The organism is Gelidibacter japonicus (genome assembly GCF_010725055.1).
In the GTDB taxonomy this organism is placed as follows: domain Bacteria; phylum Bacteroidota; class Bacteroidia; order Flavobacteriales; family Flavobacteriaceae; genus Gelidibacter; species Gelidibacter japonicus.
In genome coordinates, this window is the sequence record NZ_BJKB01000020.1 from 1 (window position 1) to 26445 (window position 26445).

At 39.4% G+C, this 26445-nt stretch carries 21 protein-coding genes; 7 read left to right on the plus strand and 14 right to left on the minus strand.

All coding sequences use genetic code 11. The features are described 5' to 3' along the window. The 3 genes from G6N06_RS16815 to G6N06_RS16825 all read right to left on the minus strand — a co-directional run. On the minus strand, positions 1-1439 hold a 1439-nt coding region (locus G6N06_RS16815; RefSeq protein ID WP_163517943.1), incomplete at its 3' end, for an efflux RND transporter permease subunit. A 143-nt stretch (positions 1440-1582) separates the two neighbouring features. Continuing rightward, positions 1583-1999 carry an HYC_CC_PP family protein gene (locus G6N06_RS16820; RefSeq protein WP_163517861.1) on the minus strand — a complete coding sequence of 139 codons (417 nt, stop codon included), beginning with the start codon at positions 1997-1999 and terminating at the stop codon, positions 1583-1585. Positions 2000-2096: 97 nt separating this feature from the next. Further along, a complete protein-coding gene (locus G6N06_RS16825) occupies positions 2097-2579 on the minus strand; it encodes a glutathione peroxidase (RefSeq protein ID WP_371865866.1) in 483 nt (160 codons plus the stop codon). 605 nt (positions 2580-3184) lie between these two features. Between G6N06_RS16825 and G6N06_RS16830 the strand changes: the two genes are divergently transcribed. Next, positions 3185-3532: a DMT family transporter gene (locus G6N06_RS16830; protein ID WP_284046851.1), complete on the plus strand. Its 348-nt coding sequence runs from the start codon at positions 3185-3187 to the stop codon at positions 3530-3532. Positions 3533-3892: 360 nt separating this feature from the next. On the opposite strand, the gene G6N06_RS16835 is transcribed toward G6N06_RS16830, so the two are convergent. From G6N06_RS16835 to G6N06_RS16850, 4 genes are all read right to left on the minus strand, one after another. Beyond that, complete coding sequence (locus tag G6N06_RS16835) at positions 3893-4990, minus strand: ABC transporter ATP-binding protein (RefSeq protein ID WP_163517859.1); 1098 nt, start codon at positions 4988-4990, stop codon at positions 3893-3895. 95 nt (positions 4991-5085) lie between these two features. Further along, positions 5086-6711, minus strand: a complete 1626-nt coding sequence (locus G6N06_RS16840; RefSeq protein WP_163517858.1) for an ABC transporter permease — start codon at positions 6709-6711, stop codon at positions 5086-5088. 56 nt (positions 6712-6767) lie between these two features. Further along, the gene (locus G6N06_RS16845; protein WP_163517857.1) at positions 6768-7799 is read right to left on the minus strand and encodes a Fe(3+) ABC transporter substrate-binding protein; all 1032 of its coding nucleotides are present in this window, start codon (positions 7797-7799) and stop codon (positions 6768-6770) included. A 132-nt stretch (positions 7800-7931) separates the two neighbouring features. After that, the gene (locus tag G6N06_RS16850; RefSeq protein WP_163517856.1) at positions 7932-8825 is read right to left on the minus strand and encodes an EamA family transporter; all 894 of its coding nucleotides are present in this window, start codon (positions 8823-8825) and stop codon (positions 7932-7934) included. 440 nt (positions 8826-9265) lie between these two features. On the opposite strand from G6N06_RS16850, the gene G6N06_RS16855 reads away from it, so the two are divergent. The 3 genes from G6N06_RS16855 (at position 9266) to G6N06_RS16865 (ending at position 13117) form a co-directional block, all read left to right on the plus strand. Further along, positions 9266-10885 carry an FAD-binding protein gene (locus G6N06_RS16855; protein WP_163517855.1) on the plus strand — a complete coding sequence of 540 codons (1620 nt, stop codon included), beginning with the start codon at positions 9266-9268 and terminating at the stop codon, positions 10883-10885. A gap of 10 nt (positions 10886-10895) precedes the next feature. Next, the gene (locus G6N06_RS16860) at positions 10896-12623 is read left to right on the plus strand and encodes a thiamine pyrophosphate-binding protein (protein WP_163517854.1); all 1728 of its coding nucleotides are present in this window, start codon (positions 10896-10898) and stop codon (positions 12621-12623) included. Between the two features lie 101 nt (positions 12624-12724). After that, positions 12725-13117 (plus strand): hypothetical protein, encoded by a 393-nt coding sequence (locus G6N06_RS16865; RefSeq protein ID WP_240338092.1) that lies wholly within the window; start codon positions 12725-12727, stop codon positions 13115-13117. 414 nt (positions 13118-13531) lie between these two features. Here the strand turns inward: G6N06_RS16865 and G6N06_RS16870 are convergent, their stop codons facing one another. The 5 genes from G6N06_RS16870 to G6N06_RS16890 form a co-directional block, all read right to left on the minus strand. After that, the gene (locus G6N06_RS16870; RefSeq protein ID WP_163517853.1) at positions 13532-13915 is read right to left on the minus strand and encodes a hypothetical protein; all 384 of its coding nucleotides are present in this window, start codon (positions 13913-13915) and stop codon (positions 13532-13534) included. 159 nt (positions 13916-14074) lie between these two features. Further along, on the minus strand, positions 14075-15238 hold the full coding sequence (locus G6N06_RS16875) for a Gfo/Idh/MocA family protein (protein WP_163517852.1): 1164 nt from the start codon (positions 15236-15238) through the stop codon (positions 14075-14077). Positions 15239-15409: 171 nt separating this feature from the next. After that, entirely contained in the window at positions 15410-16174 is a 765-nt protein-coding gene (locus G6N06_RS16880) for a 3-keto-disaccharide hydrolase (protein ID WP_163517851.1), read from the minus strand. A gap of 47 nt (positions 16175-16221) precedes the next feature. Next, positions 16222-17733 carry a glycoside 3-dehydrogenase gene (locus G6N06_RS16885; protein ID WP_163517850.1) on the minus strand — a complete coding sequence of 504 codons (1512 nt, stop codon included), beginning with the start codon at positions 17731-17733 and terminating at the stop codon, positions 16222-16224. A 33-nt stretch (positions 17734-17766) separates the two neighbouring features. After that, entirely contained in the window at positions 17767-18738 is a 972-nt protein-coding gene (locus G6N06_RS16890) for a sugar phosphate isomerase/epimerase family protein (protein ID WP_163517849.1), read from the minus strand. Positions 18739-18927: 189 nt separating this feature from the next. On the opposite strand from G6N06_RS16890, the gene G6N06_RS16895 reads away from it, so the two are divergent. From G6N06_RS16895 to G6N06_RS16905, 3 genes are all read left to right on the plus strand, one after another. Continuing rightward, positions 18928-20619 (plus strand): GMC oxidoreductase, encoded by a 1692-nt coding sequence (locus tag G6N06_RS16895; RefSeq protein WP_163517848.1) that lies wholly within the window; start codon positions 18928-18930, stop codon positions 20617-20619. 2 nt (positions 20620-20621) lie between these two features. After that, positions 20622-21224 (plus strand): gluconate 2-dehydrogenase subunit 3 family protein, encoded by a 603-nt coding sequence (locus G6N06_RS16900; protein WP_163517847.1) that lies wholly within the window; start codon positions 20622-20624, stop codon positions 21222-21224. A gap of 73 nt (positions 21225-21297) precedes the next feature. Further along, positions 21298-22122 (plus strand): 3-keto-disaccharide hydrolase, encoded by an 825-nt coding sequence (locus G6N06_RS16905; protein WP_205334786.1) that lies wholly within the window; start codon positions 21298-21300, stop codon positions 22120-22122. A 197-nt stretch (positions 22123-22319) separates the two neighbouring features. Here G6N06_RS16905 and G6N06_RS16910 read toward each other — a convergent pair whose 3' ends face one another. Both G6N06_RS16910 and G6N06_RS16915 read right to left on the minus strand, forming a co-directional pair. After that, positions 22320-24083, minus strand: coding sequence for a CotH kinase family protein (locus tag G6N06_RS16910; RefSeq protein ID WP_163517846.1), 1764 nt, complete (start codon positions 24081-24083; stop codon positions 22320-22322). Positions 24084-24546: 463 nt separating this feature from the next. Continuing rightward, the gene (locus G6N06_RS16915) at positions 24547-26214 is read right to left on the minus strand and encodes a formate--tetrahydrofolate ligase (protein WP_163517845.1); all 1668 of its coding nucleotides are present in this window, start codon (positions 26212-26214) and stop codon (positions 24547-24549) included. Positions 26215-26445 lie beyond the last annotated feature (231 nt).

Sequence of the window (26445 nt, forward strand, 5' to 3'; positions counted from 1 at the left end):
GTTAATACTGCAGTAAGAATAGCACTTGAAACTTCGGCACTTCCCTCGTAGACCACTGTGTTAATCGATTTTTTAATCCCCGTCAGGCTATAGCGTTCTTTTTCTTCATCGAGATGTCGGATGATATTTTCGGTAAGGATGATCCCAATATCCACCATGGTCCCAATGGCAATGGCAATCCCGGATAGGGCCACAATATTGGCATCCACATTAAAGAACTTCATCGTGATAAAGACCATCAAAACCGCAACGGGCAAGAGTCCAGAAATAAGTACGGAAGCTCTTAGATTGAAAACCATCACGATAATCACAAAGATGGTAATGAGGATTTCAAGGCTTAAAGCTTCGTCAAGTGTATCTAAAGTTTCCTGAATAAGTATCGAACGGTCGTAAAAAGGAACTACAGTAAGTTGCGATATGGTGCCATCTGAGAGTTCCTTGGAAGGCAGACCAGCTTTAAGTTCTTCCAACTTTTCTTTGACATTATTGATTACCTCCATTGGGTTGGCACCATAGCGTGCCGTAACAACGCCGCCCACAACCTCAGCACCTTCCTTGTCCAGAATCCCTCTTCGAGGAGCCGGACCCAAACTGACGTTGGCAATATCCTTAATCCGTATGGACGTATAATTTTCGGAGGTCACCACGGCATCTTCAATATCTGCAACAGACTTGACATATCCGAGACCTCGCACCAGGTATTCTACTTGATTGATTTCCATGGTCTGGGCACCGATATCCTTATTGCTTTCTTTGACTGCTTTAACAATTTCAGACAGACCGATATTGTATTGGCGCATCAACTCTGGTTTCACATCAATTTGATATTCCTGTACATAGCCTCCAATGGACGCTACTTCAGAAACACCACTTGCTGATGATAGCGCATATTTTACATAGTAGTCCTGAATGCTTCGCAATTCGTGCAGATCCCAACCTCCCGTGACGTTGCCATCTTTATCGCGACCTTCCAAAGTGTACCAGTACACCTGTCCTAATCCGGTGGCATCCGGACCCAATGATGGGTTGACACCATCCGGAAGCAAACCGGCAGGCAAGGAATTAAGCTTTTCCAATATCCGGCTACGGCTCCAATAGAACTCAACTTCTTCTTCAAAAATGATATAGATGCTCGAGAAGCCGAACATGGAAGAACTACGGATGGTCTTCACTCCAGGAATCCCAAGCAACGTAGTGGTAAGCGGATAGCTAATTTGATCCTCAATATCCTGTGGGGAACGTCCTTCCCATTGGGTATAGACAATTTGTTGGTTTTCGCCAATATCAGGAATGGCATCAACGGCGACAGGATTGGTAGGCAAAAAACCGGTATCCCAGTTAAAAGGTGCGTTCACCACCCCCATACCTATGAAGAGTGCGAGCATTAAGACCGCCACTAACTTATTATCAATGAGGAATTTTATGCTTTTATTTAGCATTTGTATTGATTGTTAAACAGTTAAACATTGAATAAAAACCTGATTACATCAGAAAATTAAAATCAACAAAATGAGCCCAAAATGGTAAGAACCAAAGGGCTAATTTTCCGTTCCGATAATTATCGGATCGGAACTGTTTAAAATCAAATTAAATAAGTCTCGTGTAGCTTTTGTATATCCCGTATGAGAAAGGGAGGATTATAGTGTTTAAAAGGAATGATGTTTTCGTCGAGTCCTTCAAAAAGATTGATATACGAATAGAAAAAGGCGGCAACAAAAACTTGTTGCTCTAAGTTTAGTGTGTCATATGAAAACTTAAGATCATCTTGTCCTTCCATAACGATCTGCAATTCTGAACAACATGATTTCTCTGTTAGTTCATTACCGCAATCTTTAGTAGGTATTTGTTTCTCCATCCCGCACGTCTTAACCTTGTCGAATAAAGAGAAATCAACCAAATGATCTCCACAATAATGCATATCTATCGTAAACGACATAGTTGTAAACAACACTAATGTCGCTAAGGTAGCAGATAGCATCTTATGGAAAAATAATTTCATAGTTCAGCAAATATAAAATAAATTACCGTATGTGTTTAAACTTTAGATACAAAAATTGGTTTATTAACTTATTTTTAAGTATAAATGGTCTTAAAGATTATGGATTTAGGAATGCCAAAATCTCTTCGCTTTCAGGTTTAACTTTGCTCTCAAAAGAGGCCGTAAGTTGACCGTTCTCATCCAATAGGAATTTTGTAAAGTTCCATTTAATAGTCACATCCATAGATCCGTTTTCAGTTTTCGAAGTCAACCAATCAAATATCGGAGCGATATCCTGTCCTTTTACTGAGACTTTGGCCGCCATCGGAAAACTTACGCCATAATTCTGCTCACAAAAAGCCGAAATCTCGTCATTGCTCCCCGGTTCCTGAGCTCCAAAATTATTGGCAGGAAATCCGACAACGACCAAGTTATCCTTGTGTTCATTGTACAAAGCTTCCAGACCTTCGTATTGTGGGGTATATCCACATTTTGAAGCGGTATTGACAATCAGGATTTTCTTCCCTTTAAAATCGGAAAAATCGATCTCACCACCAGAAAGCGCTTCGACCTTAAATTGATGAATAGAATTGTTTTGCATGGCCACAGGAGTTTGAGAAATTAAATTAATTGAGAATAAAAGAGTAAAAACGACTAGAATATTTTTCATTTGTTTTTATGGCTAAGTTAAGAAAATCAAAGCTGCTTTCTTTTAATGTCATGTTAAAGATGAATAAGCTTATCCATAAACCACAATCCCTAATCGGCTGTTGTTTTATAAATACACCACTACCGATTGGAAATCCATAATTATATATGGACCGACTGAAAGTGTGCTTATTGACCTAGCTGGAAAAGAATATGAGAAAACACATAAGTATTCGTGTATCAGCCCCCTGGTTGGCTGGGCAAGTTCATGTCTAAAACATTTATAGAAACTAAAGTTGCAACACTGAATCCCAATAGTCATCGGGAACAGGGTTTTAACCTCTAACTAAATAAAATTGTAACTTTTATTGGTGGGTTAATTGAAACAATTGTATTTTTAGAAATGACATTCACCAAATTCTCTGTAATCAAGAACCTCGGGGCCGTCCGACCGTTACGAGCGGGCAAGCCCACGAGGTATGAATAAGGTATTGTCTTTTCGATCGAGGCAAGCCTCGGGGTATTAAAACCCACTGGTGGGAATAAATTAAAACCAACATGAACATCAACTGGATCATATTGATCATTGGCGGCATATTCGAGACCGGATTTGCCGTAAGCTTAGGAAAGGCACAACACACTTCTGGTAAGGAGATGTGGCTGTGGTTGCTTTCTTTTATCGTGTGCGTAGGCATAAGCATGTATCTGTTATTCAAGGCCATGGGCGGTGAGAATCCCATCCCTGTTGGCACGGCCTATGCCGTATGGGGCGCTATTGGAGCTGTAGGTACGGTCATTGCCGGTATTTTGCTTTTCAAGGAACCTGTGACGTTTTGGCGTCTGTTCTTTATTAGCACCTTGGTCATTTCCGTAATTGGGTTACAGACGGTAAGCACTGACACATAAAAGGAACCTCGCCGCTCCATCAGTTTTTGTACAGAGGTTGAAATTCTTGTGGTTTGTAGTTCTGAATGTTCGGGTATTATTTTAGGAAATTGAAAATCATGGAATAAACGGATATTTATTCTCTTCGATTTTTAATTTTCCTGACACTTGATATCACAAAATTGATTCTATAAGACGACTTCAAGATGTTGCAAGATAAAGAAGGTATAAACGAAATTTGTTCAAACCAAATCGCCTAATGAGGTGATTTAAACTTTTCGATTTTTTTAGTCCCAAGGCAGTAATTTAAAGGATAGCAACAAGCACATGGAAAAGTTCACTTTGTAGCCATGTTTACTCAACCATCTGAAATCGGTATTCCTATTCAGAATCCGTTTCTTTAACTTTAAAATTTTTGAGTTTAAACCTTACAATGTCTCCTGGCTTCCACGTTTGCACTGAGGTTTTCAGTAAAATACTCTGTGTTTCCTCCATAAGTTCGCCTTTACAGTCGTTGGCACATTTATTACATCGGTTACAGCATACTTTTAATTGCATATGATCACCGAGGTACATACACTGCTCTACCATTCCACAAAGATGTGGCTCTTCTGCATTACAAAAATCAGTTTCTTCAGCCCTAAAAAATAAATTTACCTTACCTCGATTTGCAGAAAACGGACAATCCTTCCGTCCAGAGACAAATCCGAAAGGTGTTTTGAATCCACCTGGTGCTACGGTAGCCACGACATTATTTGATTTTCCGAAAAGCTCAGCAACATAAGATGAGCTCGGATTATTGTATAAATTATCAGGGGTATCCAACTGCAATAACTTCCCTTTAAGCATAACCGCAATCTTATCGGCCGTAGAAAAGGCATCCTTGGTATCATGGGTTACTAATATGGCAGTGATCCCCATGGCTTTGATGATCTGTCGCACCTCCTCCCGTACCTGGTCACGTAGAATGGTATCTAAATTACTGAAGGGTTCGTCCATCAACAACAATTCTGGTCGTGGTGCTAATGCCCGAGCCAATGCAACCCGCTGCTGTTGTCCGCCAGAAAGTTGATGCGGATATTTCTTCACATCTTCTTTTAAACCGGTCAGTTTAATAGTTTCGTGAACCCGTTTCTCGGTTTCCCTTTTATTAAGTCCTTTTAGTCCAAAGGCAACGTTCTCAAAAATGGTCAAATGTGGAAACAAGGCATAATCTTGAAAAACCATGCCAGTTTTTCGTTTGTTGGTAGGTAATGATTTTCGTCCACTCACAATAATTTCACCATCCAACTCAATAGTTCCAGAATTGGGATGCTCCAATCCCGCGATCAAGCGCAACAAGGTTGTTTTTCCCGAGCCGCTTTCGCCAACAAGCGCCAAGATCTCACCTTTTTCCAATGAAAAAGACACCCCGTCTACCGCATAGGTATCGGCGTTCCGATATTGTTTACTAATATTATTTAATTCAATAATCGCCATTGTCATTTGTTTTTTCTGCTTTTGTGCTCCGAAAAGATAGAAATCTGTTTTTTCTGTTCCGACTTAAAAAGCTTTTGATCGTCTTACTCCTTGCTTCATTTCTTTCTGCTGATCATATTATTCAATACTATAATTGGTATCACCCCTGTTAAAACCACTACCAGGGAAGCGTTCGCCGATTCCGCTATCATCTCATTGGTTGCCATGTCAAAGGCTTTCGTTGCCAAGGTATGGAAGTTGAAAGGCCGCAAAATCAAGGTGAGCGGAAGCTCCTTCAAGATGTCTACAAAGGCCAATAATACGGCTCCCGCTATGCTGTTCTTTATCAAAGGTAAGTCTATTTTCCACAAGGTTCTTAAAGGGGAAGCGCCCAATGATCTTGCCACCTCATTCACCGTGGCTCCAGTCTTTTGAAATCCTGCGTCAATAGCATTATATCCTACAGCCATAAACCGAACAATATACGCCACCACTAAGATAAACAATGTTCCTGACAATATCATTCCCATATTATCGGAAACCGCCCAATTGATGGTCCGGTCAAGCCCCATCATCGGAATCATTACTCCTACTGCAATAACCGCACCAGGTATAGCATAACCTAAAGAAGCGGTCCTGGCAATATGTTTGGTCCATTTTAAGGGGCTTAAGCGAATGGCATACAGTAAGAATATGGAGATTACCGCAATGGCCACCGCCGATCCGATCGCCAAGGAAAAACTCCTGAAAATCAAGATTCCAAATTCAGAATCTACGACGTTTTGCCAAGTAAGCGACACCCAATAAAAAAGTTGCATCAATGGGAAAATAAAGCTGATCAGTAAAACCGTTAGACAAAGAGCTGTATATAAGCGTCTCGTACTTTTGTATTTGGGCCTAATTCGGAGTGCAGGCCTGGAACCGCCGCTGCCTGCATTCCAGTTACGACTTCCTCTTTGAAAATTCTCCAACCAGATCAGCGCCAAAACGATCACGGTCAAAATTGCGGAGAGGTAAATAGCCGTATTGATATCACCAAAAGAAAACCACGCTCTAAAAATCCCCGAAGTAAACGTGTCCACCCCAAAGTATTTTACCGTGCCATAATCATTCAACACCTCCATACCTACCAAGGCAATTCCTCCAGCTACAGCAGGCCTTGCCATAGGCAGTGCAATTTTGGTGAACATTCGCATCCGATTACTTCCCAAGAGAAAAGCAGCTTCTTGCATGGCACTCGATTGTCGTGTAAAAGATGCCCTGCAGATGACATAAACATAAGGGAATAGACTTATGGAAAGTATAAAAATAGCGCCTGGCATATTCATAATATCGACAATGGCACCTTTGAAATGAATATCAAAATTATTTCGAAAGAACGCTTGAACGGGTCCAGTATATTCTAAAATTCCCACATAACTATAGGCCATCATATAGGATGGAAACGCCAGTGGCAGAATTAAAAGCCACTCAAAATACTTCCGCCCCGGAAAATCGTAAACCGAAACCAACCACGCCATACTCACCCCGATAAGAAATGTAAAGAAGCCAACCCCTAACAATAAAAGAAAAGAATTGGCAAAATACGACGGCAACAAATTGGAGGCAATATGCCTCCAATGCTCGCCGGGCTTATCAAAGAGCTTGACCAGGATAGTGAAAACCGGCGTCAATACCAAAAGTAGTATTACAATCGCCCCGCCAGTCCACTTATTCCACCAATAGGTGGTTTTTTTTGCCATTTAATTATGTTAATCATTGAATTAGCCTCCCATATGAAGGCCTAATTCATTAAACTTTATTTCCAACCAGCCTCATCAAAAATCATAACGGCCTTGCTATTATATTCCCCAAGCTTATAAAGCTCCACTGGATCTGCCTTAAAATCTCCCCAAGTCTTCAAAATCGACGCCTTAGTAGCTTTAGGATTGATAGGGTATTCATAATTTAAGTTAGCCAAGACCTGCTGCGCCTCCTCCCCTGAAAGAAACTCCATTAATTTAATGGCGTTATCTTTATTTGGAGCATATTTGGTTACGCCTATGCCACTGACATTCACATGTGTTCCTCTTCCATCTTGGTTTGGGAAAATGATGCCCACACTCTCACCTGCTTTTCGCTCTTCCACATTTTCGTCATTGAGCATCAGTCCAATATAGTAAGTGTTGACTACTGCGATATCCGCTTCACCAGAAGCTACTGCTTTGACCTGGTCACGATCGCTACCTTTCGGGTTTCTGGCCATATTGGCAACAACGCCTTCTGCCCACTCCTTGGCTTTTTCTTCGCCATCGGCCAAGATAATAGAAGCCAACAACGATTGGTTATAGACATTTTCCGAAGATCGGATCACAATTTTACCTTTCCACTTCGGGTCTGCCAAATCTTCATAGGTCTTAATATCCTCCGGATTTACTCTGTCCTTAGCATAGGCGATAATCCGTGCCCGGTAAGTCAATCCGTACCAGTGTCCTTCTTTCTCGCGAAACTCAGGTGCAATATTAGCTTCCAATACTTCAGAACTAACAGGTTGTAATAAGTCTTTGGATTGTGCGCGATAAAGTCGTCCTGCATCCACAGTAATTAAGATATCTGCATTGGAATTTTGACCTTCCGTTTCCAGACGTTGGATCAGTTCATCAGCACTGGCATTAACGATATTGACCTTAATTCCGGTTTCTTCAGTAAATTTGGAGAAAAGCTCATCATCGGCCTTATAGTGTCTATGCGTATAGACATTGACCTCTTGTTTTGTTGTCTTAGAATCACCACAGGCCACGATTAAACTCATCAGGCACATGATAAATCCGAGTTTTAAGATATTACTCATATGTATAGTGTTTTGATTTGATTTGCAAAGGTAATCTTATTTAGACTTATTACAAACAAGAAATAAAGCGTTCAATTTTACAAAGGTATTTACGACGTGTTTTTTCGTGTATAATACCTGGAAATCAGAACTCTATAGACTCACATTTTTTCGAAAATTGATCATTACTACTGCAAATAAAATAATGACAATTCCCAACCATTGTAAGTTGCTTATCTCCTCGTTTAAAACCCAATACGCACTGAGAACCGAAATGGGGATTTCTAAAGCGGCAATAATACTCCCCAAACCCGTGCCAATTACTGGGAAACCTTTATTGAACAAAACCGGTGGAAGAATAGTGCCAAAACAGCCCAGAAAGACGCCCCAGGTTATAAAAATAGTCCAATTAAATTCTTGCAGAATTTGAACGTTCCAAAATAGCACAATGACAATGAGCCCTCCATACACCAAATATTGGCTCCGTACAAGATTAGGCAATTTAAGTCCGACCCGACTCGTGCCGTACATCATTCCTGTAAATGACATGGCTGCCAAAAGACCAAAGCCGATGCCTTTTAGATTAAGTTCAATGTCAGTTTCAAAAATTTTCGCGGCCAACATGGTTCCAACAATAGCCACAAACGCACCAAGTACTTTTCCCCTATTGACCAAGGCACGTGCCGTAAAAAACTCCAAAACCACGCCCATCCAAATCGTCTGCATCAATAGTATAATTCCGATAGATACCGGCACATATTGAATGGATAGGTAATAAAAGCTACTGGTCAGCCCAGAGAAACCTCCAAACAGCATCAATTTAATTTTGGGATGCAGTGACTTGCTTTCAGCTTGAGGTGTTACCGATTTTTTGGAAAACAAAAACACCAAAGCACTCAATATAAAAGCCCCAAATAAGTATTGTGAAAAAGCAAGACCAGCCGTACCAATGCCCTGGTTATTGGCATATTTGACAAAGGTTGCCAAAACCCCGTAACTGGTTGCGCCAATAGCAACATATAAAACACTTTTTAACTGAGTATTCATAATAAAAAAACTAATGGATTTACGGTTTATTCCCAATAGTGGGGTTTAATGCCTCGAAGCTATTATGACACCCCATGCGAAACTTGCGCTGGCAAATCTAAACATTTCCACACGAATCTGAAGACGTCAAAAACCACTCCTTTCTGACAAGACATTCTTGAGACCATTTTATTACCTGAAACCAACCAAATTTCCTGCGATTTTAATATAATATGATAACCTAATTAAGTTGAAAAATGCTTAGTTTAGTGTTTAATAATTATCATTCTATCAACCACCGCTATCCATTGAAAATTTTCACTAATACCTCACACTCAATTTCCTTTAACAAAAGAAAGGTTTGTCGCTTCCCAAAACCGACCATTGTTCCCGCTTTCGGTAATACTTTGGAACATGCAGCTAATAATTTCATAACCTTAGACGCTATTACACCATAATTCATGAAGGCCCTGAACTACGAAAATATCATTGTTGGAGGAGGCTTGGCAGGAATATCAACAGCCATTGAGCTCTTAGACCATAATAAAAAAGTGCTCATTATTGAAAGAGATGTGGAGGAGCATTTTGGCGGATTGGCAAAAAAATCCTTTGGCGGTATTTTGTTTTCTGGAACACCTCAGCAAAAAAAATCTGGGATCAAAGATTCACCGCAATTACTTTACGAGGACTGGATGCGTTATGGCGATTTCACCGAAACCGATAGTTTAGGCGCACAATGGGCCAAATTTTACTCAGACAATTCCATATCCGTCATTTACAATTGGCTTATTGCAAAAAAAGTCGACTTCCTTCCTGTGGTCAATTGGCCTGAACGCGGCATGGATGTCAAAGGGAATTCGGTTCCGAGATGGCATATTACCTGGGGAACGGGTTATGATTTAACCAATAAAGTGACCAACTATTTATTGAATCATCCAAAAAAAGAACATCTTGAAATAAAGTTTCAACACAAGGTAGAATCAATAATCATCGATAATAAAAAGACCGTAGGTGTGGAGGTCATCGACGAATTGACAAAAGAAAGATTCAACATCACTTCTGAAAACATCATTATTGCATCCGGTGGAATTATGGGCGGCGATTTAAAACTGGTCAAAAGTCATTGGCCAACGCGGTTCCAGACCCCACCAGATAATTTATTAAATGGCTCTCACAAATATGCTGATGGCACCATACATTTGGATTTAGACAAAAAAGGAATCCCTTCAACCCATCTAAACAAACAATGGCATTATGCTGCCGGAATTCCCACACCCAATCCAGAGAGAGGAAAATTCAGGGATGGTTTAAGTTTAGTTCCGCCACGATCGGCCATTTGGGTGGATGCTACAGGAAAAAGGTTTAGGCCTCCGCTTGTTGCTTATACAGATACTTCGTATTTTGTTGAACATATCCTCAAAACCAAGGATCAGTACTCATGGAGTATTATGAATTGGAAAATTGCCATAAAGGAATTGGCTGTTTCAGGTTCTGATTATATGACGGCTTTTAGAAATCGGGATAAATTGAGATTGATAAAAGACGTTCTCTTTGGAAATAAAGATTTGGTCAATAGATTGATTGAAGAATCGGACCACTTTATTGTGGCAGATACGCTTCCCAACTTGGTGAAAAAGATGAATGAGCAAGACGAAAATAACGTTGTGGATTTAGAAACTCTTGAAAAGGATTTGAAAGCTTATGACGACGAGATCGATAGAGGTAAAAAGTATTTTAATGACGAACAATTACGGCGTTTGGTGAACTTCAGATTGTACAAAGGGGATAAAATCAGAACTTCAAAATTTCAAAAGATTTTAGACCCAAAAGCTGGACCATTGATTGCTGTAAAACAATATATATTAAGCAGAAAAAGCTTGGGAGGCCTTCCTACCAACCTCAACTCGCAAGTGATTGATAAGAATGGTGATACAGTATCAGGATTATACGCTGTAGGTGAATCTGCCGGATTTGGAGGTGGAGGCATTCATGGATCACGATCATTGGAAGGCACTTTTTTAGGATCGTGTATCTTAACAGGCAGAGTTGCCGGTGCACATATAGCAGGAATAAAACTTTAAATCGAATATTATGAAGAAAACTGGCGCATGGTTACTGGTCAAGGCATTAGAGCAACTACCGATATCGCACACCTTTGGTATTCCAGGAGTGCACAATACCGAAATTTATGATGAGCTGAACAAGTCTTCAAAAATCAAACCTATATTGGTCACCCATGAAGGTGGCGGTGCCTTTATGGCCGATGCGGTCAGTCGTACCTCAGAGACAATAGGCACCATGGTCATTGTACCAGCCGCTGGAATTACGCATGCTTTAAGCGGAATAGGCGAAGCTTTTTTGGACGGGATTCCTATGCTTATTATCTCGGGTGGCATTCGGACTGATGTCAATAAAAGCTATCAGCTTCACGAGTGGGATATGCATTCAGTATTGAGCGGCATCACCAAAAAAACCTATCATATAAAAAAGCATGAAGAGATTATGGCGAGTGTTTTTGAGGCTTATACCATCGCAGTTTCTGGAAATCCTGGTCCTGTTTTTATAGAAATACCCACGAATATTCAAATGTTTAAAGGCGAAGTTTCGGAGATTCTATCGTTTAAAAAACCAGAAATTAAACCAACAGTTACCGCCGCGCAATTGGACGAAGCAATCAAGATCATTTCAGAATCTAAAAAAGTAGGACTGTTTTTAGGATGGGGCGCTAAAGAGGCAACAGCAACGAGCATTCAGATTGCCGAGCGACTAAATGCTCCGGTATCCACAACACTGCAAGGATTTAGTGTATTTCCTGGTGATCATGAATTATTTACGGGAATGGGCTTTGGCCCCGCATCTGTTCCCGCTTCGGAAAACGCGTTTAAAGATGTGGATTGTTTAATTGCGGTAGGCACACGATTTGCCGAAATTCCAACGGGCAGTTTCGGCGCCAGAGTACCTGAAAATTTGATCCATATCGATATTGACGAAAATGTATTCGATAAGAATTATAAGAGCAAATTGGCCATTCAAGGCGATGCGAAACTGGTTTTAGACAGTTTGTTGGCAGAACTCATCAACAAGAATATCGAAAAATCCAATCCTAATTTAATTAGTTCCATAGCAAAAGACAGACAGGCCTATTATAAGGAATGGTCTGATTTTAAATTCGATCGGGTCAATCCTTATCACTTTTTCACGAGTTTAAGAGCTCATCTCGACGACGATGCCATTACTGTTTTAGATGATGGCAACCACACTTTTTTGACGGTTGAGTTATTTCAAAATCTAAAAAGCAAGCATTTAATTAGCCCCACCGATTTCAATTGTATGGGCTATTGTGTGCCGGCGGCCATTGGTGCTAAATTTGCCAATCCCAACAAACAAGTGGTCGGCATTGTTGGCGATGGTGCATTTTTGATGACCGGACTCGAATTGTTGACCGCAAAACGAAATGAACTTGGAATTGCAATTTTCGTTTTTCACGATGGCGAACTTTCCCAAATATCCCAAGGTCAAGAAATCCCTTACAATAGAAAAACAGCTACTGTATTGGGCGATTTCAATATCGATGGCATTGCACATGCGGTTGGCGCCGACTATTTGGTTATAAAAAATGACGATCAAATTGACGACGTTATCAGTAAGGCTCTCAAAGCGGCGCAGTCAAATAAAACGGTCTTAGTTGATGTACATATCGATTATAAAAAACGCACGCGATTTACGCAAGGTGTTGTGAAATCCGTTTTAGGAAATTTTCCATTGAGCGATAAAGTTCGATTTATTGGCAGAGCGGTGAAGAGAAAGATTTTGGGATAAGAAATTATTTAACAAGGTTTCATGGCTTTTTGAAAATAAGAGTCGTTTTATTTTGAAGTTGTAGTTTATATAACGCAACCTTTCAACACAAATCCCATCTTATGAAAAACACCATTATGAAACCAAAAATCTTAATTCTAATCGGGCTTTTAATGATCATCTCTTCTTGTAAAAATGATGATGACAGTTTCCATTCTGAAATAAATGGAGATTATATCGGAATTTTTGAGCGTAATGAAAATTCTTCCAAGGTTGAATTGCGTTTTGATAATGGGTCATTCAATGGACAGAGTGAAATCGAAAAATTCCCAGCAATTTGCAATGGAACTTATTCAATTTCCGGAAACACAATAAGCTTTTTTAATGAGTGCCCTTGGACCGCCGAGTTTGATTGGTCGTTGATTTTAAACGGTGAATGGACGTTTCGTTTAGGTGAAAACTCACTAACAATGACCAATCCGATTGGTGATAAGTACACTTTGACCAAACAGTAAAAATGTACTGCTATATTGTTATGATTTATTACATTGGCTATGGTAACTTGTTAAAAAGTGTCCTATGTCAGATTCAAATTTTTTTGATAATTTTTAACTGCCGGCTCTTAAATTTTCAGAGGTTTATATCAATGAACTTTATGGTCTTTAAATACAGATAAAAAATTGACAATTCAGTTCAAATCCAATCAAGAAAATCTTTTTTAGATAATCCTAATTGTTTTAAGGCATTTTTTATAATAAATTCAGGAACGGGATCAACATGCGATTGAACAGTGATTGGTCTTAAAAGATCACTTCTTGTCCAATGTTCATGACCACCAGTGGTCCTATTGCATGAACATCCTTGATCTTTCAGAAAATCTCGATATAATTTAAGTGGAATATTTCTTAAATGCTTCGTCGACATAAAGGCTAATAGGCAAATTCAACATCTTCTCTTGAAACCTTATAACTCTTGTTATTAACAATGTCATTGTATAATGGATTTAAAGAAACCAAATCAGAATCCTTTGGTGGATCGAATTTTGGTTTTTTCTTTGAACCTCTAATCGCCCAACCTAATTCTTTTAAAACCTTCTCTAAGGTTTTTTTATTATTAGTATAACGAAAGAATTCATGGAGTGCTTCAGAAAAAGACTGCTTTGCTTCTGCCTGAGTGTATCCATAACCGCTTAAATCCAAAGCAGGGGAATAAATAATGATAACGTTATCTTCCTCAAATTCTACCAACGAAAGACCAACATGATACTTCCCATTTCCAAACCCCAAATCAGCAGTCAACTGTAAATTAGACATAAGATTATTTTATTATTTATTCAAATATATGCAATTATTAAAAACCAGTGTCAATAACCTATATAACAAAAAAATAATTAATTATTGATCGATTGAAATATAACGCATATATAAATTATGATATTTTAGTCGCAAAAGAATGATCTCAATTACATACTTCTAATCTCTTCTTGTAAAGCTACTCAAGCCTACCCAAGCCGCATTCTGTTTGTCACTTTCAATGGCGGCATGAATAAACTGTACGCCTCTAATGCCGTCGTACACGGTAGGATAATCGGGTGTTTCAATTTTCGTATCCGTTAGAGATGCATTTACATGTGTGGCAAAGTTCTTATAGACATTGGCAAAAGCTTCCAAATAGCCTTCCGGATGACCAGCCGGAATGCGAGATGCCGCTATAGCATTTGGATAAAGCTCATGGCCATTAGGTGTGTAAACCACTTTTGGCTTATCTATCCACCTCGTTGTTAATTCATTTGGAGTTTCCTGATGCCATTCCAAACTACCCTTTTCACCATAAACTCTAATCGAGAAATTATTTTCTTCTCCCACGGCAATTTGAGAAAAAGACATCGTCCCTTTTGCTCCATTTTCTAAGCGCAGTAAAATATTGCCATCATCGTCCAAAAGGCGACCCTTACCAAATTTTCCTAAATCTGCCGCAAGCTCCTTAACTTTTAATCCAGTGACATACTCTAACATATTATGGGCATGGGTTCCGATATCTCCCAAGGCACCACCGACACCAGACTTTGAAGGATCCACGCGCCAAACGGCTTGTTTATTGCCCGAATCTTCAACGGCAGTTGCCATCCATCCTTGTAAATAATGGACTTGTACTTTTCTGATTTTTCCAAGATCACCATTTTTAACCATGGCTTTTGCCTGTTTCACCATTGGACTTCCAGGATAATTATGAGTCAATGCAAAATGTAATCCAGTGGATTTTACCAGCTTTTCTAAAACTTTCGCTTCATCTACAGTTAAGGTCAGCGGTTTATCGCATACGACATGGAATCCATTTTCCAAGGCTAATCTTGCAGGTCCAAAATGCATGTGGTTGGGTGTCACAATGCTTACAAAATCCATACGAATATCTTCCGGCAATTCTTTTTCTTTAAGAATCATTTCTTCAAAACTACCATAACAGCGATCTTCAGGAAGCAACAATGCCTTACCTGATGCTTTTGACTTTTCCGCAGTGCTGCTGAAAGCACCACAGACCAATTCAATCATTCCATCAAGACCTGATGCTTTTCTGTGTACATCTCCAATAAAAGAGCCAATGCCTCCACCGATCATTCCCATTCTTAATTTTCTCATGTTTGTATTATCTGTTTTGATATTTTACTTTGAATTTAAAATCATTTAAATAGAAATTCCTTGTGCGTTAGAATGATGAATCTGATGGAATAACATGTGTTGCCTATCAAAATCATTCAGGGGCACGAGGAATTTCAATACGTTGAGCTTAGGTTTTCGACAAACCTCTGCTTATAATTCCTTAATCTTAATATTTCTAAACCAAACGTCGTCGCCATGATCTTGTAAACCGATATAGCCTTCGTTGGCTACATCTGCCCAATTTTCATTTAGGCTCGGGAATTTACTTCCAGCAACCAATTCGTTCCATTCCGGCGTCCACAAATGGTATTCCACAACATTGACACCATTTTGCTTATGGACAACAGTTCCATTATAGACGGTAATCTCCACTTGATTCCATTGGCCTACAGGTTTGGCATTTTGCGGTTTTGCCGGAATCAAATCGTAGAGTGATCCTGCTTGTCTGTTGCCGTCTTTACCTAATTTAGCATCCGGGTGCTTGTCATTATCCAATACTTGCATCTCAGGTGCCGTTTTCCAGATATAATCCAAGTCTTCCTGGCCAAGATAAAAAATACCGGAATTTCCGCCTTCAGAGATTTTCCATTCCAAACTCAAAGTGAAATTTTTAAACTTTTTATCATAGATAATGTCGCCACCATCTTTATGCCCAGCTTCACCTCGACCTGATCCTATACAATGAATGGTTCCGTCAACAATTTTCCAAGCCTCAGGAAAGTGATCCTTTTTATAACCTCGCCAACCTTCTGAAGACGTGCCATCAAAAAGAACGATCCAATCATTTTCATTATCTTCATTTACATCCATAGTTTCTGTTTCTGTTTCGGTAGTTTCCTTGGTTTTTTCTTTACAACTCGATAAGAAAGGCATGAGCACTAAGCTAAAAATGACAATCACACTTAATTTTTTCATTGGTTTACTATTTTAGATTTATATGTTATTTATTAAAATTCTATATATTACGAAGGCATGTCCGGTAAAGTCCAACCCTCCCTATAGGTGTGTTTTATAAGCTCTTGAGAGTATGCAATGGCATTCATAGGCTCTGTCCAATCTTTGTTAAAAGTTGGATGACCATCATGGATTTTAAAGCCGTCCTTGATCACGGTTCTAATTTCTTCGTTGGCGCCAATGTTCGTAAACTTCATATTTGCACCATCCCATTCCAAAACCTTATTTAAGGCCTGAAGTCTTACGGCAAGGACGCCCATAACGACCATTTCATTAAAAGGGCCTGCCACCGCAAAATCAGAAATTGTAGGTTTTCTACTTTCTGGATTTTCTTTACAGGCACGCACCCAATCCATTTCATGTGCACCGCTTTTCCACGATAAACCGAGTTCTTCTTCAACCCTTCTCTCTGTTTTAGGCGCAGCTATTGATTTGCCTGACATCAATTCAGGTTCAATACCGTAACACCCCACATGAAGAATGTCCTTAGTACCGTAGAAGAAAGTCCCGCCACCCGATTTGTTCGGATTTTTTCCTGCAGGCCAGTTATCTGGTAACATCGGTTGGATACCACCGTCATACCAATGTACATCTACTTCGTCTAATTTGATTTTACCTTTTCTTCCTCTTGAAGGAAAGCTTAGTTTTACTGCCTGAGAAACCGGAGCGGAGTCGTTTAATAATAACGACGAACTTGCTTGTACTTTATTGGGATATCCTAATTGAAGACCTTCAAATACAGGATGCAAAACATGGCAAGCCATATCGCCCAAGGCACCAGTTCCATAATCCCACCACCCACGCCAATTCCATGGATGATACACTTCACTGAAGGGTCTCATCTTAGCCGGGCCCGTAAACAAATCCCAGTCTAATGTGTCCGGAACCCAATCGCCTCTTTCAGGTGTATTTAATCCCTGTGGCCAGATTGGACGATCCGTAAAAGATTCCACTCTTTTCACATCGCCAATGGCACCGCTCCAGAGAATTTCGCAAGTTTTGGCAACACCTTCCCCAGAAGCACCTTGGTTCCCCATTTGTGTGGCCACTTTATGTTTTTCTGCCAGTTTTGTCAATAACCGCGACTCATAAACTGAGTGGGTTAAAGGTTTTTGAAGAAAGACGTGCTTGCCCATAGTCATGGCATGTGCAGCAATAATGGCATGGGTATGATCAGCCGTTGCAATAACAACTGCATCTATATCTTTGCCCATTTCGTCAAACATTTTACGCCAATCCCAATATTTTTTTGCATTTGGGAATGTGGTCGCCGCACCTGCAGCGTATTTCCAATCCACATCACAAAGTGCGACGATATTCTGCGACGATAGATTTTTTAGGTTAGCAAGACCCATCCCACCAACGCCAATTCCGGCAATATTCAATTTGTCACTCGGTGCAACATGGCCCAAACCACTTACTGCATAAGAAGGTATGATGGAAAAAGCCGCCGTAGCTGCCATGGACATGCCTACAAACTTTCGTCTGGAAATTGTATGGTCTTTATTAGATTTGCTCATAATTTATACGAATTTAGATAAGTTAAAATATGTTTATTCGGAGAGTTCCTTTCCTATTTTTATCAAGAGGTCTCTTGTCAATTCGATTCCTTCTTCTTCACTGACATTGCTTCCTTCAAATTCTACCCCCACATAACCGGTATACCCAGCGTCCTTAACAATCTTCAAAAAGCGAGGATAATCAAGTGTCGTTTCATTCCCTTCCTTGTCAAAATCATAAGACTTGGCACTAACCCCTTTGGCATAAGGCATCATCTCTTCGGTACCTTTATATTTATCGTACTCTTCAATACATTTTCCTCTCCAATTTTCACCACTATCACGTTTCACGCAAAAATTGCCGAAGTCAGGCAAGGTCCCACAATTTTCCATGTCTATATTCTTTATGACACGCGTTAAAAGTTCGGCATTGGAAGAAAATCCGCCATGGTTTTCGACAATCACATTGATTCCTTTAGATTGGCCATACTCTGCCAATTGTCTTAAACCTATTGTGGCATTTGAAATCCAGTCGTCCTCATTTTTAGAGCCGAAAAGATTGACCCGAATAGAATGACAGCCCAAGAAATCGGCAGCATCCACCCATTTTTTATGATTTTCAACCGCTTGATTTCTTTCTTGTTCATCAGATGCAGCCAAATCACCTTCACCGTCAATCATAATCAAAACATTTTCAATATCATATTCTACACTTTTCGCTTTTAAAGTATCAAGAAGCGCTTCCATCCCCATGGATTCTATCTTTTTAGTATAAAGCCCTGACACATATTCTATTCCTTCAAATCCCATTTCTTTGGCCTTTTCAGCAAAGTCCACAGGATCCAATTGATCACTTCCAATGGCTCTATGCAGGGACCACTGCGCTAACGACAATTTAAAAAACGGCTCCTTGACTTCAGTTGACACCTGCTCTTTTTCAGACTTTGACGCACTCTCTTTGCATCCTAAGAACATAGTCGTTAAAGTAAAAAGTAGAAATAAAGGAATAATGGTATTTTTGGTCATAATAATATTGGTTTGATCGTTTAGTATTAATTCTTTCAAAAATAAAGAAAGATGAATTTACTAAAGTTTCATTAGAATTTAACTAATTTGACCAAGTTTAGCCTTTATTAATATTCAACCCCGAATAAATTGTGGTTATTTTTCATATTTTAGTAGGCTATTAAGAGTTATGAAAATTAAAAATAGAAGATGATAAAAGATCATTATGACGCTATTGTCATTGGGACAGGAATAAGCGGTGGTTGGGCAGCCAAGGAATTATGTGAAAATGGCTTAAAAACTTTAGTCCTTGAGAGAGGGCGAATGGTGAAACACGGCGATTATCCCACCATGCATGATGATCCTTGGGATTTGGAACTACGTGGAGCCACCACCGCTGAGGAGAAAAAAAGACAGGAAAAACAAGCCAGAACCGGCTATACTACCGCTGCAGAAAGTAAACATTGGTTTGTTGATGATATCAAACATCCTTATAACGAAATCAAGCGTTTTGATTGGATGCGTGGTTATCATGTTGGCGGTCGTTCACTGACATGGGGACGTCAGAGTTACCGTTTAAGCGATCTGGACTTTACGGCCAATATAAAAGATGGTCACGGTGTGGATTGGCCCATACGCTATAAAGATATTGCACCGTGGTATGACTATGTAGAAAGACATGTTGGCATTAGTGGTGAAGCTTTAGGATTGCCGCATTTGCCGGATAGTATTTTTTCACCACCTATGGAATTAACTTGTGTTGAAGAAGAATTTAAATCGAAAATTGCCAGTAATTACGAGGACCGATTGTTAACGATCGGCAGAGTTGCTCATCTCACAGGTAATCACAATCATAAAGGCAGGAGCAATTGCCAATATAGAAATAGATGCATCAGAGGCTGTCCTTATGGTGCTTATTTCAGCAGTAACGCATCCACATTGCCTGCTGCCGAAGAAACCGGGAATATGACTTTAAGACCAAATTCCATTGTCCATGAAATTATTTATGACGACCAACTAAAGAAAGCAACTGGTGTTAAGGTTATCGATGCCGAAACCAAAGAAACTTATGTCTTTAACGCCGATATCATCTTCTGCTGTGCGTCGGCAATAGCTTCAGCGTCCATATTGATGCAATCCAAATCAGAGCGGTTTCCAAATGGATTGGGCAACGATTCGGGAGAGTTAGGTCATAATATCATGGATCATCATTTAGGGGCTGGTGCCAACGCCAGAGTAGAGGGCTTTGAAGACCAATATTTTAAAGGACGACGACCAAACGGCGTCTATATTCCGAGATTTAGAAACTTAGGTGATGAAGCCACAGAACGAAAAGACTTTCTGAGAGGTTATGGATATCAAGGTGGTGGTGGACGAAACGGCATGTCAGAGCACGTTGCGGAAATAGGCTATGGTGAAAAATTCAAAGAAGCCATTTTAAAACCTGGAGAGTGGACCATGGGCATTATGGGCTTTGGTGAGTGTTTACCGTATCATGACAATAAAATGACTTTGGATTATGACAAGTTGGACGATTGGGGCTTACCAACAGTCACCTTTGATGCCGAGTGGAAAGAAAATGAATTGGCCATGCGTGAGGATATTAAACAACAAGCTGCTGAAATGTTGGAAAAAGCAGGTTTTAAGGATGTCAAGACTTTTGATATGAGACATGCACCGGGCATTGGCATCCATGAAATGGGAACTGCACGTATGGGAAGAGATCCAAAAACTTCTGTGCTTAATGCCAATAATCAAGTACACGGCGTTCCTAATGTATATGTTACGGATGGGGCCTGTATGACCTCATCGGGATGTCAAAATCCATCCTTGACCTATATGGCACTAACGGCAAGAGCTGCACATCATGCCGTGGAACAGTTCAAATCAAATAAAGCGTAATTATGAATAGAAGAGACGCACTTAAAGGAATGGGCTTGTCATTGGGCTATATTATTGCAACGCCTACCATCCTGAGCATGCTTCAAAGTTGTAGTACGAAAGCGGAAAAGTGGGTACCTCTATTCCACTCCGATATACAGGCTTTAGTTTTAGAGGGGCTAGTCGATTTGATTTTACCAAAAACAAAAGACACTCCTGGCGCATTGGATGTCAATGTTCCTAAATTTATTGATCTTTATGTGGCTGAAGCATTAACCGACGAAGACAAAGAAACCTATAAGTTGGGTTTTGAGGCTGTTATGGACGAGTTGGGCATACCAAATGTAGAACCAGACCCCGAACAACCTATCAAGTTAAAAACGGAAGACCTTGACGCCATCCTTTCAAAATACTTACGGATTTCAAAAGCGCAAAGATTAGCGTATATCACAGAAGAACATTTAGTTTTCATGACTCTCTTGACCATACGCGATCAAACGGTTTGGGCCTATAAAACAAGTAAGGAGATTGGCAAGAATGTATTGGCCTATGATCCCGTACCCGGTGAGCAAAAAGGATGTATTTCTGTAGAAGAAGCAACTGGAGGCAAAGCTTGGTCACTATAAATATTGACCCTGTTTTATCGAAAAAACTTCCATAAAGATAAAATTCAATAAAAAACACTTTAAACATATCAGGATGCACAAAATAATCAACCCAATGTCAATAGCTCTAATTGCTTTACTCATCGTAGGCTGCAAATCAAAACCAGAATCTGAAAGCAAGGAGGTAGAGGTTGAAGAAGAAATGACTGAAAATTGGATCTCTTTATTTAACGGAAAAGATTTAGACGGATGGTCTCCAAAAATCAAAGGTTACGACTTTGGCGACAATGTACACAACACTTTTCGTGTAGAGGATGGTGTGATTAAAGTGTCCTATGATGGTTATGACGGTAAGTTCAATGATGCTTTTGGGCATCTTTTTTATAAAACGCCATTTTCCAATTATATATTGAGAATGCAATACCGATTTACCGGAGAACAAATTGAAGATGGCGCGGGTTGGGCGACCAGAAACAGTGGGGTAATGATTCATTGTGAAGATCCTAAACACATGGCCAAAGACCAAAATTTCCCATTGAGCATGGAAGTACAGATGTTAGGTGGTATTACCGAAGGTGTAAGCCGACCAACAGGAAATCTTTGCACCCCTGGTACCAATGTGGTCATGGATGGCGAGCTGATTACCGAACATTGTACCAATTCAAATTCTGACACTTATTATGGAGACCCATGGGTGAGTTTAGAAGTTGAAGTTCACAGCGATTCTTTAATCATCCATAAGGTAAATGGCAAAGAAGTGCTGAGATATTCGAAACCACAATACGGCGGTGCCGATATGGATGAATACAGTGCAGCGTACAAAGACAAAATAGGTGAAACCATAAAGGGAGGTTATATTTCTTTGCAAAGCGAAAGTCATCCAACCGAATTTAGAAATATTGAATTGTTGGAGTTGTAGAAAATTATAAACAAGAAATTGATAATTATTAGGGTTATATTGACGCTATATATTTAGAAACGTTCAAATGGTTATTCCAAATTTCATCTTTTTGAATCCTAAAGTCCCTTCATTTACAAGAAACACTTAAGAAAAGTAAATAAGACGAGTGGCAATAACCTTTTTTTATGCTGAGTTGGGCTTCCAATCCATTTTTTTTAAAGTCCTGCGATATATCCATCCAAGAAGTTAGCCCTACTACTAACCCAAGTTTTTAGTTCCACAACATCTTTCCCGAAGTCCAGACTTCCAACATTCCACTTTTCGAGATCTCTGGCTTGCGATTTTTTTATTAGTTCAGCATACTCATCAATATAGACTATGAGTTCATTAAGATGCATTGATTTAAAGTCAGTCCACTTTTCCATCAACAACTGTTTTGTAGACGGGTCGGTTAATAATCTTAGGAAAAAGATGGTTCCTATACTATCACTGTTGTTCCAGAACAATGGGGTATTTGGAGAAATAAAATGTTTTCTATCGCCATCAAAAGAAAAAGCCCAATCAAAATCCCAAATCGGACCCATGGTATATTTACCTCCTTTTTCTTTAAATAAAAAGGTGCTTTTTGGATGATTAATTTCAATGTTCGCAGTAAGCAAATAAACAATCAAGTAATCAACCAGTGCCTCTTGATCAAATAGATCAAGATAGCCAGAGTTGGGAAAACTATCGGAAAACACTCTATTTTCGAATTCTTCAAACTCAAACTTAATTTGATTAAACTCCTCCTCTGCATCTGCTGTATCATACTTTTTTAATTTTGGATATTTTATTTGTACGGGTAAATTGTAAGCAGCAGACTTAAATTTCCAATCCTCATCGAAATAAGTATCCATTTCCAATAACTGTCCATCCGTTTTAACATTTACTCTATTTTCATCCACTTCAATCTGTTCAGTAAGCATATAATTGCCCAGATACTCGCCATTAAGCGTTAATTCCACAGGAATCATATGATTTGCATATTTGACCTCAAGTAGTCTTCCAATTTTCATGGCCACTGCATTAAGCATTAATGTTTCATCGTAATGATTAGCCAAAAGCACCCAATTTTTAGCTTCCTTCAATCCAAGGATAGAAGCCTTTTTATTTAATTTTATACGATAAGGTTTTTTAGGTCGATGCCAAGTACTATTCCCTCTTCCCCTAATTTCGGTAGTGGCCTCAAAATCTTCATAAACCTCAACACCATCAATGGTCAGCCTAGCCGGTATATAAATGTCTTTGGATATTATCGGCCTTCCTCCTTCCGTATCAATATAAAACTGTGGAATATCCCTTTGCCACTCCACGACAATTACATAGTCCTGTGTAAAGCCGTTTTCATAAATCAAAGAGTAAGTTACTGGCTGAGAAAAATCATTCTTAGTAATCGAACTTATTTGTGTTGTGTTATTGACTTGAACGTCTGTGGCGTTGGTCTTAAATGAAGCGACAAGATTTTTATTGGTCCCCTTCATTTTAATATGAAGTGTATCTTCTGAAAACGACAGCTCATAATCTTTAAACAATCCTTCGTTCTCTTCCTTTTTAAAAGAAAAGGAGGTGAATTGCAGGTATTCTATAACAAGTCGATAAGCTACCACGCTTCCATTTTCAGCTACTATCTCATAATAGTGCTCTTGGCTAAAATCATTTTCAGTTAGTCCTGATAATTGTTCAACTCCATTAAGATAAACGCCCTCACCCAGAAAATCAAAGCTTGCCACAAGTCTGGTCAAATCTATATTTTGAGGAAGAAATACACGAATGACAGATCCATCAACCTCTCCCACAATATCTTCTTGTAAATAATCTGAATTGTTCGCACTCTCAAAAATGAAACTCAACAACTCTTTTTCGTGATTTTTAATATCATCCTTAACACAAGAAGTGAAAACAGAAAAAACTAAAAACAGACTAAAAATACTCTTACGCATCTCTTAAAATTAAAGTTAAAAAAATTTGACAAACCGCGAATCTAATACAAACTTTAGTAATTAAGAAACCTATTTTTCAGGATATCCAACTATAGGTCAAAAAGCGCAAGTAATCTTAGTTATTAGAGAATTTCTGAAAATAATTCCCTTCGAAAATAAAAGAATAGAATCATCCACAAACAGGTGCTCCCTTTACAACTTGAAAATGAATATGTCAAAAAAACACTCAGTAGAAAGGGAAAAACGGAAAAGAGAAAACATTAGATACAACCATGTTTAAGCCAGGTTCGGCTTATATTAGGTAAAAGGCCCTGATCTTACAATGCCTATTAGAATGAATCTCCCAAAGCTTCTTTTATGGAGACAGTAGTACCAAGTCAGTACCTATCAATAGTTATATTCTAGGCTTCAAATCCATTATTGAAATTGTAACAAGATCCACACTATCAGCTAATTGCAAAGTTTAGAAAAGACCTTCAATAGTTCCATTCTTATCAATGGTAATCTTCTCAGCCGCAGGCCTTGTTGGTAATCCGGGCATACGCAACATATTTCCCGCAATTGGAATAACAAATCCGGCTCCTGTGGCAATTTCAAACTCCCTTACATGAATATCAAAGTGCATAGGACGTCCTAATCGCTTCTGATCATCACTAAAGCTTTTTTCCGTTTTAGCCATACAGACAGGTAAATTTCCAAATCCCATGGCCTCAAATCTACGTAATTGCGATTTTGCCATATCACTTAAAACAACCTTCTTGCCACCGTAAACAGTTTGACAAATCTTTTCCATTTTGGCGTGTATACTGTCATCAAGATTGTAGGTAGGTTGAAATTGATCAGTACAAGAATTCGCGGCTTTAATTACCTTTTCTGCCAAATCTAAACATCCTTTACCACCTTTCTCCCAACCATAACTCAAGGCCACCGGAACTCCCAATTTTTCACAATGTTCCTTTACTATTTGCATCTCCGCTTCTGTATCCGATTTAAAAGCGTTTATGGAAACAACGATAGGAATCCCAAAACCTTTCAGACTGGCGATATGCCCATCCAAATTGGGAAGCCCTTTCACGAGCGCTTCTACATCTTCTTGTGTAATTTCTTTTAAGGACTTTCCACCGTGGTATTTTAAGGCCCTAATGGTAGCCACCAAAACAATGGTTTTGGGAGAAATACCAGCGGCGCGACACTTAATATTCATAAATTTTTCCGCGCCTAAATCAGATCCAAATCCCGCTTCGGTGATGGTATAATCACTTAAGGACATCCCCATCTTTGTCGCGACAATCGAATTGGTGCCTTGAGCAATATTGGCAAACGGTCCGCCGTGAATAATTGCCGGAGACCCTTCTAATGTTTGGACCAAATTAGGTTTTATGGCATCTTTTAACAGCACCGCCATAGCACCTTCTGCATTCAAGTCTTTAGCGAAAACAGGCTTGCCCTCCCAAGTGTCTCCCACATAAATATTTCCACATCTTTCTTTAAGATCTTCCAAGTCTGTTGCTAAACAGAGAATGGCCATAATCTCAGATGCTGCAGTAATATTAAAGCCTGTTTCTCTTGGAACACCGCCTGCTTTTCCGCCAAGTGCCACCACAATAGTTCTCAACCCGCGGTCATTCATATCCATACACCGCTTCCAGGTTACAGTTCTATGATCAATTCCCAAGCTTCTCGATTTGCTTTGAATGTTATTTTCTATTAGAGCAGAAAGAAGATTGTTTGCCTTTTCAATAGCGTGAAAATCTCCCGTAAAATGCAGGTTGATATCTACCATAGGAATAACCTGGCTCCAACCCCCACCAGCAGCACCTCCTTTGATACCAAATACAGGACCCAAACTCGGCTCTCGAATCACCGCAACAGCTTTCTTTTTTAAAATATTGAGCGCATCAACCAATCCTATGGAAGTGGTGGTTTTACCTTCACCAGGAGGTGTAGGCGTAATTGCAGTTACTAAAATAAGATGGTTGGATTTCACCTTGTCTTCATCAATTAAATCCAAAGGAATTTTGGCTTTGTCGTTTCCGTAGTATTCCAATTTCTCTTCAGCAATATCCATTTTTGCTGCTATTTCTCTGATATGTTTAGGGGTAACGCTTTGTGCAATCTGTATTTCTGTCATAAGAATAATGTTAATTTTAGAAGTGGGATAAAGGTAAAGTTTCACTAAAGAAAATAATATGACTATTGTCATCTCAACTCTAAGACTGAAGTTTACACTTGTTTAATTAGGAGAAAATCGAGTCAGTTTATTGTGTTTGGAAATAAGATGGTACCGTTGTCAGCTTAAGCTCAGTATTACAATTGGTGTTTCTACATAAAAAACCAAATGAGGCACTTGTGTATCAAAATG